The sequence below is a fragment of the Nocardioides sp. NPDC127503 genome, assembly GCF_040302165.1.
Classification (GTDB): Bacteria; Actinomycetota; Actinomycetes; order Propionibacteriales; family Nocardioidaceae; genus Nocardioides.
Map to the genome: position 1 here is coordinate 687068 of NZ_JBEORH010000001.1, position 15032 is coordinate 702099.

Genomic DNA, 15032 nt, shown 5'->3' on the forward strand with positions numbered 1-15032 from the left:
CGTCTAGGCTGGTGGCGTGGAGGGTTTCTGGACCCGGTTCCGTCTCGATCCGAGACAGGCCGACAACGCACGCATGCGCGCCTCCGATGCCGATCGGGAGGTTGTACGCGCCGTTCTCACCGATGCCTTCGCCGACGGCCGGCTGACCCGCGAGGAGCACGAGGAGCGGGTCGGCACCCTCCTGGAGGCCCGTACGCTCGGCGAGCTGCCCGCTCTCGTGGACGATCTCGTGGTCCCCGAGCCCGCTGCCGGCGAGCCCGGGGCGAACCTGCCCGACACGCTCAGGTTCCGTGAGCAGGGTGCGGCTGCGTACCGCAAGGAGCTCCAGGAGGCGGTTGCCACCTTCTTGATGGTCAGCCTCATCACCTGGGGCATCTGGCTGTTCACCGCAGCCCCTGACGGGCATCCCTGGCCGATCTATCCGATGCTCTTCCTGGTCGTCAACCTGGTCGGCACCGGCGTACGCCGCGAGGCGATCGTCCAGCGCGAGGTGCACCGCCTCGAGAAGAAGGCCGCCAAGAAGGCGGCGAAGAAGGCGGCCAAGGCCGAGATCGAGGCAGCCCCCGAGACAGCTGCCCCGATCCTCGACCCGCCGGCCCAGTCCGAGAAGGACCAGCCCGGCGACCCCTCCTAGCTCCCCAGCTGCGGGTCGCTCACGGAGGGACGTCCGGTTTCCAGGTGGCCGGCGAACCCGCGCGCCCAGGTGGTGCCCGGGACGGTGAGGGTCAGGTCGTACCAGCCCCCGGTGGCGCGGGTGTCCAGGTGGCGGGAGCGGATCGGGCCGGCGTACGCCCTGGTGATCTCGGCCTTGCGGGGCGCGGTCACGGTGAGTCGCTGCGAGCGGCCATCCCGCCGCAGGTTGGCTGGCGCGGGGTCGGCGCCCGCGGTGCCGGCATAGGAGCGGAAGAACCCGTTGGGGCCGTGCAGGTGGATCTCGTAGTCGCCGCTGACCGGCCAGCGCACCGAGAGGGTGTCGCCGGCGCCGACGGTGTAGCTGTGCGGCGCAGCCTCCGGGGCGAGCAGCCGAGCCTGGAAGTGGGCGCCGACGCTGCCGGCGTTGTGGATCTCGACAGCGATCTCGCCTGCGGCGGCGGTCTCGACGACCTCGAGCCGGTAGGGCGTCGGGCGAGCCGGGCGGGTGCCGCGCTCCTGCTTCGGCATCGTCCCGTTCGCCGGCGCCTCCGGGGCGTAGTCCGGGTGGCGCTCGCGGTCGGCGGGCTCCCACCCGCTCGTGTCGGGGAGCACGGGCGGCTCGGAGGTGCGGGAGAAGTCGAAGGCCGAGGTCAGGTCACCACACACGGCGCGACGCCAGGGCGTGATGTTGGGCTCGGCGACACCGAAGCGCTCCTCCATGAACCGCAGGATCGAGGTGTGGTCGAAGGTCTCCGACGAGACCCAGCCGCCGACGCTCCACGGGGAGACGACGAACATCGGCACCCGCGGCCCGAGGCCGTAGTGGCCGTCGCCGTGGGAGCCGGTGTAGAGCTCGTTCTCGGTCGAGACGGTCGACTCCCCTGGCACCAGCGGGCTGTTGATGTGCGGCGGCACCAGGTGGTCGAAGAAACCGTCGTTCTCGTCGTAGGTGATGAACAGCGCGGTCTTGGCCCACACCTCGGGGTTGGAGGTGAGCGCGTCGAGGACCTTGGCGATGTACCAGGCGCCGTAGTTGGTCGGCCAGTTCGAGTGCTCGGAGAACGCCTCCGGCGCCGCGATCCAGCTGACCGAGGGCAGGTTGTCGGCCTCGACGTCGGCGCGCAGGATCTCGAAGTAGTCCTGGCCGTCGATCGCGCGGGTGCCGGTGCGGGCCTTCTCGAAGAGCGGGTCTCCGGGCTTGGCGTCCTGGAACCTGTTGAAGTAGAGCAGCGAGTTGTCACCGTAGTTGCCGATGTAGGCGTCCTTGGTCCAGCCCCACCAGTTGTCGCCCTCGGCGTTGAGGCCGGTGCCCTCGTCCTGGTAGACCTTCCAGCTGACCCCGGCCTTCTCGAGCCGCTCGGCGTAGGTGGTCCAGTCGTAGCCGGCCTCGTCGTTGTAGAGCACCGGCCCGCCGCCCTTGCCGTCGTTGCCGGTCCAGCCCGAGAGCATGTAGTAGCGGTTGGGGTCGGTGTTGCCGATGAAGGAGCAGTAGTAGGCGTCGCACACCGTGAACGCGTCGGCCAGCGCGAAGTGGAAGGCGGCGTCCTGCCGCTGGAGGTACGCCATCGTGGTGGTGCCCTTGGCCGGGACCCACTGGTCGTAGCGACCGCCGTTGACCGCCTGCTGGCCATCGGGCCAGCTGTGCGGGAGGCCCTCGAGGAAGGCTGCGCCCAGGTCGTCGACCTCGGGGTGGAACGGGAGCAGCTCGCCGTCACCGTTCGGCTGGTGCCACACCGGCTTTCCCGAGGGCAGGATCGCCGGGTGCGGGTCGCCGAAGCCGCGTACGCCGCGCAGCGTGCCCAGGTAGTGCTCGAAGCTGCGGTTCTCCTGCATCAGGACGACCACGTGCTCGATGTCGCGGATCGTGCCGGTCCGGCGGGCGGCGGGGATGGAGGCGGCTCGCGCGATGCTCTGGTCGAGCATGGTCAGCGCAGCTGCGCCGCCGGCGAGACCGAGGAACCGACGACGATCGATGTCAACCACAGGAGCTCCTTGACGGTGGGGGGTGAGCGGCGACCACGATCTCGGCTCAGTGGCTCACCTGGGCGACGCGTGGTTGGTTGTCAGATGACCGGCGGGCGAAGAGTTCGTCGTCCGGCCGCAGTCGGCGGCGCAGCTGCGCGGTGACGTACGCGGCGACGACGAACATCACCAGGTCGGCCGCGATCAGCGCGAACAGCCAGGAGGCGTCGGCGGGTCCGTCGATCCGCTGCTGGATGTGGAGGTGGGCGACCATCGCCGAGACGATGAACCCGACGCTGGCATAGAGGGTGATGCGCAGATCCACCCTCTCCTCGTCGACGCCGCGCACCCAGCGGCGGCCGACCCGCAGGATCGCGAGCGAGGTCAGCGCCGCGATCACCGGCAGGAACGGCACCGCGTAGCGGGCGTGGATCCAGCCGCCGCCCGCGTGGAACGAGGCCAGGTTGACGATGATGATCACGCAGTAGATCCCCATCAGCGCCCGCACCGCGACTTCCAGCCGGCGCTCCAGGACGGTCGGCTCCGGCCCGGGGATCACGACGCGGCGCATGACCCCGTCCGGTCTCGGCCGGGCCTTCGCGTTGACGTCGAGCACCATGCCGGTGACCGTGACGGCCAGGGTCGCGGCCGCGGCGACGATCCAGATCTTCGGGATCACGTCGTCGGCCCACAGCGAGCCGTAGAGGTGCAGGTAGAGCTCCGGGTTGACCAGCTGGAAGAGCGTGTCACCGTGGGTCTGGCGGGAGAACTTCTCGAAGAGCGCCGTGGAGGCGGTCGCGTCGCCGTAGAGCACGATGTTGCGTACGTAGAACCAGCCGATCACGACCACCGGCGCCAGCCCGATGCGGATCGCCAGGAGCACGCCCCGGCGGAACGTACGCAGCGTCGGGTCGCGCAGCCACAGTGCGGCCAGCACGCAGGCACCCAGCACGAGCACCGCCACCAGGCCGGTCGAGCGGAAGCTGGCCGCTGCGACGCCGGCGACGGTCGCCCAGATCAGCCGGTCCCGGGTGACGCCCTCGCGGATCATCCGGAAGCCGAGCAGCAGGGTCAGCGAGGCGGCGACCGTGCCCCAGCCGTCGTTGTAGATCGCGCCGCCGTCGTAGGTCACCGCGCCACAGCCGAGCACCATCGCCGCGGCGAGCACCGGGACCACCCGCCGTCTGGGCACCAGCTCGCGCGCCAGCAGCCCGACCAAGATGATGCTCAGCGCGTAGCCCAGCGCGTTGAGCAGCCGCATCCCGAGCAGCGTCACCCCGACGTTGCCGACGGCGTCGCCGAGCCAGACCAGCGGCAGGCTCATCACGTAGAACAGTGGCGGGTGGTTGGCGACCCAGATGTCGCGGCGCGGCTCGTCGAGCCCGAAGAGCGCCTCGGCGAACTGCGGATAGCGCACCGGGTCGGCCGGTGTGTTCGTGTCGATCGTGGGCAGGACGCCCTGCGACAGGACGATGGCGTAGGCCGCGTGCTGCTTCTCGTCGGCCTTCAGCAGCGGAGGCATGCCGATCGCGTACTGCGCACTCATCGCGAACCCGAGCACGCCGAGCAGGAGCAGGCATACGGTCACCTGGGACAGCGAGCGCGTGGGCGTGAGCACCTCGACAAGCTAGTGGGCTCAGATGCCGTTCAGCCGCCACCGCGGTTGGCGGTCAGGTGACGAGTCGGCGAACTGTGCGTGGTGCCTGCGGTGGCTGTCCTCAGTCGATGACCATCGAGGATCCGGCGGCGACCTGCTCCCGGGTCGTACGCCGCCGCACGTCGCGCCGGTGACGCCAGATCTGCACCACTCCGAGGCCCCAGAACAGGTACTGCACCGACATCGCCCAGCGGAACGCCTCCGGCGTGTAGGAGGTCGAGGCCCCCGGCGTACGCCAGTCGAGGATCCAGCCGACCAGCACGATCACGAGCAGCGCGGCGACGAAGCCGCCCTGGTTGATGATCCCGCTGGCGCTCGCCATCCGCGCGGGCGGGTTGCTGGTGCGGCCGACGTCGAAGCCGATCATCGAGGCGGGTCCGCCGAAGCCGACCACGGCCATCAGGAGCAGCAGCACCGGTAGCGGCGCCTCGCCCGGCCAGGCGAGCACGAGGGTCCACACCGACACCAGGGCGGCGATCATCGTCAGCGCCACCGTCGAGCGATGCCACGGGTGGCGTCCGGCGAGGATGCCGATCACCGGACCCGCGGCCAGGGCAGCGACGACGGTGACCGAGAGCAGGGTGCCGGCGAGGGTGTCGGAGAGCCCTTCCGCGGTCACCAGGAACGGGAAGCCCCACAGCAGCCCCATCAGGTGGGAGCTGAACGGGGTGGAGAAGTGGATCCAGAAGCCGAGGCGGGTGCCCGGCTGGTACCAGGACGCCATCAGGCTGCGGCCGAGCTCGCGCGGCTTGAGGGACGTTCCTCGGCGGTGTCGGTCACCGGGTCCGTCGTGGACGAAGAGGCGCAGCAGCACGAGAAGCACCGGGCCGATCAGCGCTGCGGTGAGGTAGGCCCTGGTCCAGCCGAGCTGGCCGAGCGCCCACGTCATCGGGACCGCCGCCGCGATCGCGCCCAGCTGTCCGACAGTGCCGGTCAGCTGGCTGACCAGCGGCACCTTGCGGGCCGGGAACCACGAGGGCACCAACCGCAGCACGCAGATGAACGTCATCGCGTCGCCCATCCCCACGAACGTACGCGCGAGCAGCGCCAGCGGATAGGAGTCCGCGAACGCGAACCCTGCCTGAGCGACCGCCAGGATCAGTGCGCCCGCGGAGAGGACCGTACGTGACCCGAACCGGTCGACCAGCAGCCCGACCGGCACCTGCATGAGGGCATAGACGAGCAGCTGCAGCATGACGAAGGTCGCCAGCTGGCTGGCGCCGATCCCGAAGCGCTCGGTGGCCACCAGACCGGCGACCGCGAGGCTGCTGCGGTGGAAGACCGCCAGACCGTAGACGGCGAGGGCGATACCCCACACGAGCCATGAGCGTGCGGACGACTGGGGGTCTTCGTGGCTCACAGAGAGAGGTTACGGCGCCTTCGAGGTCGTCGAGATGCCGGTGGTCTCCCGTGGACGGTCGGAGGCGACCTCGGTCACAGGCCCGGTCGCCACGTGTGCGGCGAGAGTGCGGGGCGTGTCGAACGTGCCCGGCCGCATCCGTCGGCGCAGCTCGGTGGCGACGTACGCGGCGACCGCGAACATCACCAGGTCGGCCGCCACCAGGGCGACGAGCGCGAAGGTGCTGCTGACCGGACCGTCGACGTACTGCTCGGTGTCGAGGTGGCAGACGAGGCCGACGACCATGAACGCGAGCGAGACGCCCAGGCCGATGCGCAGGTCGCGCGCCTCGTCGAGCGCGGTCACGCCGTTCCGCGAGCCGGTCGGGCGTTGTATCGAGCCTGTCGAGATGACCCGCAGCGGCAGGAGCCGACCCAGGCGCAACGCGGCGATCCCGGCACCGGCGGCGAGGAACGGCAGGAACGGGACCGCGTAGCGAGCGTGGATCCAGCCACCGCCGGCGATGAACCCGGCGACGTTGATCAGGATCAGCAGGCAGTAGCCGCCCAGGAGCGCCCAGATGGCGAGGTCCTGGCGGTGCTGCATCGTGCTCTGCGGGGCGAGGCGGATGCGCCGCAGGACTCCCGTACGGCGCGGGTTGGCCTTCGCGGCGGCATCGAGCACGAGGCCGACCAGGGTGAGCGTGAGCACGACGACGGCTGCCTGGCTCCAGGTGTTGGCGATGTTGCCGTCGGTCCACAGGCTGCCGAGCAGGTGGCCGTAGAACTCCGGGTTGACCAGTTGGAACAGGGTGGTGCCGTTGGGCTCGCGGCCGAACTTCTCGAAGAGCGAGCCCGACGCGGTCGGGTCACCGTAGATCTGGATGTTGCGCACGTAGAACCAGCCGAACACGACTACCGGCGCCATGCCGATGCACGCCGCGATCCCGACGGCGCGCCAGAAGGTCCCGCGCAGGAACGTACGCAGCGACGGCTCCCGCAGCCACATCGCCACCAGTACGCAGGCGCCGAGAAAGAGGACCGCGACCAGGCCGGTCGAGCGGAACCCGGCGGCCGCGACGCCGACCGCGGCCGCGGCGATCAGGCGCTCGCGCGTCACGCCCTGGCGGATCATTCGGAACCCGAGGTAGAGCGTCATGAAGGCCGCCGCAGAGGACCAGCCGTCGTTGTAGATCCCGCCACCCACGAAGGTCATCGCGCCGCAGCCGATGCACATCGCCGAGGCGATCACCGGCACCGCCGGGCGTCGTGGCACCAGCTCGCGCGCCAGCAGGCCGACCATGATCGTGGTCAGCGCGAAGCCGAGCGCATTGAGCAGGCGCATCCCGAGCAGTGTCAGGCCTGGCGAGCCGACCGCGTCGCCGAGCCAGACGAGCGGCAGGCTCATCGCGTAGAAGAGCGGCGGGTGGTTGGCGACCCAGATGTCGCGGTGGGCCTCATCGGCCCCGAAGAGGCTCTCGGCCAGCTGCGGATAGCGCGCGGGGTCGTCGGGGATGTCGGTGTCGATCGTCGGCAGCGTCCCCTGGGACAGCGCCACCGCGTACGCCGCGTGGGCCCGCTCGTCGGCCTTGAACAGGGCCGGCATGGCGATCGCCACCTGGGCGCTCATCGCGAAGCCGAGCACACCCAGCAGCAGGACGCAGATCGTGGATTGGGACATCGAGACCCGTGGAACAGTCACGTACCCGACGTTAACCGCCGAAACTGACGGGACACACGAGCCACGGCTCACGGGCGGTGAACAGCACGCGACGCGCGGGTGAGCGAAGGTTGACGCAAAACTCGGTCGCATCGGCCGCCGGCGGGCCGATAGCGTCCCGAGGTGTCATGACTACTTCACCGCGGTCGCTGCCGCACCACATCGCCATGGTCGCCTCCCCCGCGATCAGCCACCTCCTGCCCAGTCTCGAGCTGATCAAGGAGCTGGTCGAGCGCGGCCACCGCGTCACGTACGCCACCCACGAGTCGATGTCCGACGCGATCAAGCCGACCGGGGCCGAGGTGGTTCCGGTGCCGACGGTGCTGCCCGTCGAGGACCGGCTCTGGCCCGAGGACCCGGTCGCCGGGATGGGCATCTTCCTCGACGACGCCATCCAGGTTCTCCCGCATCTGGAGTCGTTCTACGGCGCCGAGCCGGCCGACCTCTACCTCTACGACATCGGTGGCTATGCCGCCCGGGCCCTCGCGGAGAAGCAGCAGCGTCCGTTCGTGCAGCTCTCGCCGACCTTCGTCGCCTGGGAGGGGTACGCCGAGGAGGTCGGCGCCCAGGTGCGGCAGCTGTCGGGCTACGACGGCTACCTGGACCGGTTCGGGGCCTGGCTTGCGGACGCAGGGGCGAGCACCCGCGACCCGGAGACGTTCGCCGGGGCGCCGAAGCGGACCCTCGCCCTCATCCCGAAGGCGATGCAGCCCAACGCGGACAAGGTCGACGAGGAGGTCGTCACCTTCGTCGGACCGTGCTTCGCGCTCGACTCCGAGGAGAGCTGGACCCGCCCCGCCGGTGCCGATCACGTCCTGCTGGTCTCTCTCGGCTCGGCCTACACCGCCGGCGCGGACTTCTTCCGCGCCTGTATCGAGGCGTACGCCGCCCTCCCCGGCTGGCACGTCGTGATGTCGATCGGCACCCAGCTCGACCCGGCCGACCTCGGTGACCTCCCCGGCAACGTCGAGGTCCACTCCTGGCTGCCGCAGCGCGCCGTCCTCGCCCAGGCCGACGCGTTCGTCACCCATGCCGGGATGGGCGGAAGCAGCGAGGGTCTGATGGCGGGCGTCCCCATGGTCGCGGTCCCGCAGGCGGTCGACCAGTTCATGAACGCCGACCGTCTCGTCGAGCTCGGTGTGGCGCGAAGGATCGACGCCGAGGACGTCACTGCCGCCGCGCTGCGTACGGCGCTGCTCGAGCTGCTCGACGACCCCGACCGCGCCGTGCGGTCGGCTCAGCTGCGTGCGGACGCGATCGCCGAGGGCGGCACCCGCCGCGCCGCCGACCTGATCGAGTCCATGCTCGCTGGTTGATCCGCATCCCGCTGATTGACCCGACACCCTCGCTGGTCGAGCCGCGAGCGCCAGCGAGCGTGTCGACCAGCGGGGACTACTTAGTGGCTTCCATCATCTGCCGCAGCTCCTTCTTGAGATCAGAGATCTCGTCGCGCAGACGGGCGGCGACCTCGAACTGGAGCTCGGCGGCGGCGCCCTTCATCTGCTCGGTGAGGTCGCCGATGAGCTGGGCCAGGTCGGAGGAGGGGAGGCCGACGAGGCCGCGCTCGCGGGCCTCGCGAGCGGCGTCGCCGAGCATCGGGGTCGGGGCCTTCGCGGCGGTCTTGCCGGCGCGGCCCTTGGCCTCGGTGCCGGCCCAGGTGTTGAGCAGCTCCTGGGTGCTCTCGTCCTCGCGGGCGAGCATGTCGGTGATGTCGGCGATCTTCTTGCGCAGCGGCTGCGGGTCGATGCCGTTGGCCTCGTTGTAGGCCATCTGGATCGCGCGGCGGCGGTTGGTCTCCTCGATCGCCGACTCCATCGAGGGGGTGATCTTGTCGGCGTACATGTGCACCTGGCCGGAGACGTTTCGGGCGGCACGGCCGATGGTCTGGATCAGCGACTTGTCCGAGCGCAGGAAGCCCTCCTTGTCGGCGTCGAGGATCGAGACCAGTGACACCTCGGGGAGGTCGAGACCCTCACGGAGCAGGTTGATGCCGACGAGGACGTCGTACTCCCCCAGCCGCAGGTCGCGGAGCAGCTCGATCCGCTTGAGCGTGTCGACCTCGGAGTGGAGATAGCGCGTCCGGATCCCGGCGTCGAGCAGGTAGTCGGTGAGGTCCTCGGACATCTTCTTGGTGAGCGTGGTGACCAGGACGCGCTCGTTCTTGGCGACCCGGTCGTTGATCTCGCCGATCAGGTCGTCGATCTGGCCCTTGGTCTGCTTGATGATCACCTCGGGGTCGATCAGACCGGTCGGGCGGATGATCTGCTCGACCACGTCAGGCTCGCCGCCATCGCGACTGACCAGGTCCAGCTCGTAGTTCCCGGGCGTCGCGGAGAGGTAGATCGTCTGGCCGATCCGCTCCAGGAACTCCTCCCACTTCAGCGGCCGGTTGTCCTGGGCGCTGGGCAGCCGGAAGCCGTGCTCGACCAGGTTGCGTTTGCGGGACATGTCGCCCTCGTACATCCCGCCGACCTGCGGGACCGCGACGTGGGACTCGTCGACGACGAGGACGAAGTCCTCCGGGAAGTAGTCGAGCAGACAGTTGGGCGCCGAGCCCCGCTCACGGCCGTCGATGTGCATCGAGTAGTTCTCGATCCCGGAGCACGAGCCGACCTGCCGCATCATCTCGATGTCGTAGGTCGTACGCATCCGCAGCCGCTGGGCCTCGAGCATCTTGCCCTGCTTCTCGAAGGTGCTCAGCTGCTGGTCGAGCTCGGCCTCGATGCCGTTGATCGCGCGCTCCATGCGCTCGGGGCCGGCGACGTAGTGGGTCGCGGGGAAGACGTAGAGCTCCTGGTCCTCGGTGAGGACCTCGCCGGTGACGGCGTGCAGCGTCATCAGCCGCTCGATCTCGTCGCCGAAGAACTCGATCCGGACCGCGTGCTCCTCGTAGACCGGGAAGATCTCCAGGGTGTCGCCGCGCACCCGGAAGGTGCCTCGCGTGAAGGAGAGGTCGTTGCGGGTGTATTGGATCTCCACCAGCCGCCGCAGGATCGAGTCGCGGTCGTGCTCCTCCCCCACCCGCAGCCGGATCATCCGGTCGACGTACTCCTGCGGGGTGCCGAGACCGTAGATGCAGGAGACGGTCGAGACCACGATGACGTCGCGCCTGGTCAGCAGCGAGTTGGTGGCCGAGTGGCGCAGCCGCTCGACCTCCTCGTTGATCGAGGAGTCCTTCTCGATGTAGGTGTCGGTCTGAGGGACGTACGCCTCAGGCTGGTAGTAGTCGTAGTAGGAGACGAAGTATTCGACCGCGTTCTCCGGGAAGAGCTGGCGCAGCTCGTTTGCGAACTGGGCGGCGAGGGTCTTGTTGGGCTGCAGCACCAGGAGCGGGCGCTGCAGCTGTTCGGCGGTCCAGGCGACGGTCGCCGTCTTTCCGGTGCCGGTCGCGCCGAGCAGGACGACGTCCTTGACGCCGCCCTGGATCCGCTTGGTGATCTCCGCGATCGCGGCCGGTTGGTCACCCGAGGGCTGGTAGTCGGAGACCACCTTGAACGGGGCGACACGACGCTCGAGATCGGTGACTGGACGCATGATGTCCAGGCTACTCGGGACCACCGACAGTCTTGGCGCCCTCGACATCCACGCCGCCGCTCCGACTACTCGCGGCGACGAAGCACCATGACCACCGCCGCCGTCCGGGCCAGACCCACGATCGGCCCGAACGGCAACGCGAAGCCCCACCAGTAGGCGAGCTCGAACGGGAGCAGGGCGATCGAGAGCCATCCGCCGAGGCGGGGACGCGTCCACAGCACGAGGCCAACGACCGCCTCGGCCACGCATACCGCGGTGAACCCGGCCAGCAGCAGCACGGTCGTCGGGATACCGACGTCGACGAACGGACCGTCGCCGTACGTCGGGAAGCCCATGAACATCCACACCTCGCCGTCGTGCGTCGCGAAGTGGTAGGTGCCGTAGGCGGCAGGAATGCCGAAGCCGACGCTGAGCAGACCGGACAGCACCGCGGCGATCCTGCTCCAGACCGTCGATGACGTGCGGTGGGAGCTGGGGATGACTTGGGCGATCATGCAGACACTCAACCGCGCCCCGCACCCGAGAGAGCGAGTAGTGCGCTACCTGTCAGAGCTGGGCCCACGCTGTCGTCCGGACGTGCCCGCCAGACGAGCGGAAGCGCCACCGCGGCGAGTGCGCAGAGTCCGCCGGCGACGAGGATGACGTACGGCACCAGCCGGAGCTCCGGGAGCATGAGGTCCGCGCCCAGACGGATCTGGGTGCGGACCCAGACGGCGAAGGTGGCGGTCGCCATCCCCACCAGGAACGCCGAGATCAGCACCGCCGCGACCTCCTCACGCCGGCGGATCTCGCCCCACGGCAGCGCGTCGACGATGGCGAGCAGGCCGACGGAGAGCACGATCGCGACAAGCGGCATGATCGTCATCAGATAGCGCTCGTGCGGGTTGCCGCCGCCGGAGCGGAACTGGGCGAGGTTGATGACGATCACGAACGCGTGCGCGATCAGCACGAGCAGACCGACGGCCGCCACCGACGGGACCCGGGGCGCGCTGACGACGACACCCCGCTCGCGACCGTGGTCCCGCAGCCGTGCGAAGACCCCCAGAGCCAGTCCGAGCAGAGCGACGAGCGTGATGGCGTCGATCACCCAGTGCAGCGTCGTGCCGCGTAGCTGGGCCGGCACCCACAGGTGGTCGTACCAGCCGTGCCAGAAGCGCGGCGCGGTCATCACCTCGAACCAGGTGTCGATCTGCACCCGCTGGTAGCGCGCCAGGAGCGCCGAGCTCGCGGTCGCGTCGCCGTAGAGCACGATGTTGCGTACGTAGAACCAGCCGATCGCCAGGCCGGGCACCCCGGTGGCGATCGCGGTCAGCCAGGTCGCCCGGAGGAAGCCCTTCCAGGTGCGGTCGCGGAGCAGCAGCGTCACCCCGAGCGCGGCACCGCACATGATCACCGTGATCACGCCGGGCGCCTTCGTCGCAGCCGCCAGGGTGCCGGCGACCGCCATCACGATCATCCGGTTCCGGGTCGCCCCGAGGCGGAGGATGCGCAGGGTCGCGAGCACGGTCAGCGAGGAGGCCGCCACCGCCAGGCTGTCGTTCATGACGAACCCCGCCGCGATCGCCAGCACCGCAGGCGACGCCGTGATCGCGGTGGCGAGCATCGCGGCGCCCGGGCGCCGTGGCGTGACCTCGAAGGCGATCAGGCCGACCAGGAACACCAGCGCCCCGTACGCCAGAGCGCTCACCGCCCGCATCCCGGCGATCAGCACCTGCGGGTTGTCGAGCGCGTCGGCCAGGGCGACCCACGGCACGCCGAGGAGGTAGTAGAGCGGCGGATGGTTGGCGGTCCAGATCATCCGGTGGCGATCGAACTCCTCCCGGTTCGCGCCCTGGGTGATCTGCGGGAAGCGCTCCCTGTCCTGCGCCACCGGTGTGTCGATCGTGGGCAGCTCGCCCGTGTGGAGCGAGATGGCGTACGACGCGTTCGGGCCCTCGTCACGCGCGTGGTACGACAACGCCTGCGTGGTGGCGACGTAGAGGCTCATCGACGCCGCGAAGGCGCCCAGCAGAGCGAGCACCGTGACCAGCCTGGCCGACGGCCTGGCGGGCGCGTCCGTCGGTTCGGCGCTCAGCACCGCAGCATGGCTCATCACATGGCTCCCGAGATTGAACGGCGTCGTGAGCCGCACACCCGTGAGCTCGCGTCGAACCGTAGGACAACTCGATGGAGCAGCGGTGGATGCCGTATGGAATCAGAAGGTGAACGCCTGGCGAACCTCGTCCTCCGTCAGCCCGTAGTCGGCCAGGCTGTAGTCGTGCTTGGGCCGGGCGCTGCCCGAACGGGACTCGGCGTCGATGCGGGAGACCTCGGCTCGGGCGGCGTCGCTCCAGGGGATGTCGAAGTGGGCGTAGATCTTCTCGACGGTGCCGACCGGGTCCTTGACGAACCCGCGGTAGTCGACGTCGAGGAACTGCGCCGGGTCGTACCTCTTCCGGGTCTCGGCGAAGGAGCGCCACGAGCGGGAGAGCATCTCCAGCTGGGTCTGCCCGATGGTCTCCCCGACGAACGTGGTCGACATCCCGGCGGTCGCCTCGGCGGAGAGCGAGCAGCCCGAGGCGACCGAGACGATCGGGTCGCGGTGGGTGACCACGACGAGCGCGTCCGGGTAGACCTCCATCAGCGCGTCGAGCGCGACCAGGTGCGAGGGGTTCTTGAGCACCCAGCGCTTGTCGGTGTCGTTGAGCCCGATGAGTTGCAGGGTGCGGCGGTGCAGCTCGTACGCATCGCGCCAGTCCTGCTTCGCCAGCCAGGCCGAGTAGCGCGGGACGCTGGCCAGCGACTCGAACGAGATCGACTTGCCGCTCTGCCGCAGCACCCGCCAGCACTCCTCGACGCTGGTGGCGTCCATGTAGTGGATCCCCATGAACTCGGGGTTGGTGACGTGGTGCTGCCGGTAGGCGCCCTGCAGCGCGTTGAAGACCGGGTCCTGCTCCCAGGTCTCGCGCGGGGGCCGTGGCTGCGGGAACTCGGTCAGCCAGGTCTCCAGACCCTGGTGCGCCGGGTCAGCGGCCAGGAGCCGGTGCAAGGCGGTGGTGCCGGTGCGGACGAGCCCGGTGACGAAGATCGGGCGCTCGATGCGTACGTCCTGGTGCTGGGGGAACTCCGCGAGCCGGGCCTGCGTCAGGAGCCGGCCGACGAGTGCCGACTTCACCTGGGACCGATGGAAGTAGTTGCCGACCGGGGTCAGTCCGGCCTCGGGCGAGGCCAGGTCCTCGACCAGGAGCCGCAGCCCCTCCTCGTGGTCGGTCCCTCCGAAGTTGCCCAGCCCGGTGGTGCGGGTAGCGGCGGCGCAGATGTCCTCGTACGTCCCCACATCCGCCCGCTCGCGCTGCGCCGTCTTTCCTGGGCCAGTCTCAGTCATGGAACTCCCCGCAGTCCACGTTGAGCACGGTCCCGGTGACCGCCGAGGCCAGGTCGCTGCCCAGGAAGAGCGCCGCCCGGGCGACCTCCTCGGGGGTCGCGAGCCGCTTCAGGTCGGTGGGGGCGACCTTCTCGGCGTACACCTCCTCGTGGGTGCGCCCCGACTCCGAGGCCATCCAGTCGAAGTAGGCCTTGTTGACGTCCTCGTAGATGTAGGACGGCGCGACCGAGTTGACCCGGATGCCGCGCGGGCCGAGCTCGGTGGCCAACGAGGAGGCGAGGTGGGCGAGGGCGCCCTTGGAGAGCTTGTAGCCCGCGAACTCGGGCTGGCTCTGGTAGAGCACCGCGGAGTTGATCATCACGATCGCGCCGCCGGGCTTGTCCGGGGTCGCCGCGAGCGCGTCGGCGAAGAGCGCCGAGAGCCGCAGCGGGGCGTAGACGTTGGACTCCTGGGCCAGCCGGAGCGCGTCGAGCGGGATCTGGGTGAGCGGGTCCATGGGCGGGATGCCGAAGGCGTTGTTGAGGAGAACGTCGACGTGCCCGAACTCCTCCAGCGCGGCGTCGACGAGGTGCCGGCGTGCGTCCTCGTCGGTGATGTCTGTCGGCACCACGAGCGCACGTCGTCCGTGCTCCTCGATGACACCGGCCATCTTCTGCAGCCGCTTCTCGGTGCGGCTGGCGAGCACCAGGTCGGCGCCCATCAGCGCGGCCTGCTCGCCCAGCGAGCGGCCGAGGCCGGGGCCGACCCCCGAGAGCACGACGACCTTGCCATCCAGGAGTCCAGTCATGGCGCCTAGACTAGAACGTGTTTCACTTTTGCGGAAG

Annotated in this window: 11 protein-coding genes; 2 read left to right on the forward strand and 9 right to left on the reverse strand. The window is 69.7% G+C overall.

Annotation, left to right across the window (positions count from 1 at the left end):
- Positions 1-16: 16 nt before the first annotated feature.
- Entirely contained in the window at positions 17-634 is a 618-nt protein-coding gene (locus ABTW65_RS03385) for a DUF1707 SHOCT-like domain-containing protein (RefSeq protein ID WP_350658492.1), read from the forward strand.
- On the opposite strand, the gene ABTW65_RS03390 is transcribed toward ABTW65_RS03385, so the two are convergent.
- The 4 genes from ABTW65_RS03390 to ABTW65_RS03405 form a co-directional block, all read right to left on the reverse strand.
- Positions 631-2616, reverse strand: coding sequence for a phosphocholine-specific phospholipase C (locus tag ABTW65_RS03390; RefSeq protein WP_350658494.1), 1986 nt, complete (start codon positions 2614-2616; stop codon positions 631-633). The genes ABTW65_RS03385 and ABTW65_RS03390 overlap by 4 nt on opposite strands.
- 46 nt (positions 2617-2662) lie before the next feature.
- Positions 2663-4213, reverse strand: a complete 1551-nt coding sequence (locus ABTW65_RS03395; RefSeq protein ID WP_350658496.1) for an ArnT family glycosyltransferase — start codon at positions 4211-4213, stop codon at positions 2663-2665.
- Between the two features lie 100 nt (positions 4214-4313).
- Positions 4314-5612, reverse strand: a complete 1299-nt coding sequence (locus ABTW65_RS03400; protein ID WP_350658498.1) for an MFS transporter — start codon at positions 5610-5612, stop codon at positions 4314-4316.
- A 9-nt stretch (positions 5613-5621) separates the two neighbouring features.
- A complete protein-coding gene (locus ABTW65_RS03405) occupies positions 5622-7292 on the reverse strand; it encodes an ArnT family glycosyltransferase (RefSeq protein WP_350658500.1) in 1671 nt (556 codons plus the stop codon).
- Between the two features lie 146 nt (positions 7293-7438).
- Here ABTW65_RS03405 and ABTW65_RS03410 point away from each other — a divergent pair, with 146 nt between their 5' ends.
- Complete coding sequence (locus ABTW65_RS03410; protein ID WP_350658502.1) at positions 7439-8626, forward strand: macrolide family glycosyltransferase; 1188 nt, start codon at positions 7439-7441, stop codon at positions 8624-8626.
- Between the two features lie 76 nt (positions 8627-8702).
- Here the strand turns inward: ABTW65_RS03410 and uvrB are convergent, their stop codons facing one another.
- From uvrB to ABTW65_RS03435, 5 genes are all read right to left on the reverse strand, one after another.
- On the reverse strand, positions 8703-10844 hold the full coding sequence (gene uvrB / locus ABTW65_RS03415) for an excinuclease ABC subunit UvrB (RefSeq protein WP_350658504.1): 2142 nt from the start codon (positions 10842-10844) through the stop codon (positions 8703-8705).
- A 65-nt stretch (positions 10845-10909) separates the two neighbouring features.
- Complete coding sequence (locus tag ABTW65_RS03420) at positions 10910-11338, reverse strand: hypothetical protein (RefSeq protein ID WP_350658505.1); 429 nt, start codon at positions 11336-11338, stop codon at positions 10910-10912.
- Positions 11339-11346: 8 nt separating this feature from the next.
- Entirely contained in the window at positions 11347-12936 is a 1590-nt protein-coding gene (locus ABTW65_RS03425; protein ID WP_350658506.1) for an ArnT family glycosyltransferase, read from the reverse strand.
- Between the two features lie 102 nt (positions 12937-13038).
- Entirely contained in the window at positions 13039-14208 is a 1170-nt protein-coding gene (locus tag ABTW65_RS03430) for a sulfotransferase family protein (protein WP_350658507.1), read from the reverse strand.
- Positions 14201-14995, reverse strand: a complete 795-nt coding sequence (locus tag ABTW65_RS03435; RefSeq protein ID WP_350658508.1) for an SDR family oxidoreductase — start codon at positions 14993-14995, stop codon at positions 14201-14203. Before ABTW65_RS03435 ends, ABTW65_RS03430 begins: the two co-directional genes overlap by 8 nt.
- Between the last annotated feature and the right edge of the window lie 37 nt (positions 14996-15032).

Coding starts and splice junctions, on each gene's coding strand:
- ABTW65_RS03410 (WP_350658502.1), top strand. CDS start 7,439: ATGACTACTTCACCGCGGTCGCTGCCGCACCACATCGCCATGGTCGCC.
- uvrB (WP_350658504.1), bottom strand. CDS start 10,844: ATGCGTCCAGTCACCGATCTCGAGCGTCGTGTCGCCCCGTTCAAGGTG.
- ABTW65_RS03420 (WP_350658505.1), bottom strand. CDS start 11,338: ATGATCGCCCAAGTCATCCCCAGCTCCCACCGCACGTCATCGACGGTC.
- ABTW65_RS03425 (WP_350658506.1), bottom strand. CDS start 12,936: ATGAGCCATGCTGCGGTGCTGAGCGCCGAACCGACGGACGCGCCCGCC.
- ABTW65_RS03430 (WP_350658507.1), bottom strand. CDS start 14,208: ATGACTGAGACTGGCCCAGGAAAGACGGCGCAGCGCGAGCGGGCGGAT.
- ABTW65_RS03435 (WP_350658508.1), bottom strand. CDS start 14,995: ATGACTGGACTCCTGGATGGCAAGGTCGTCGTGCTCTCGGGGGTCGGC.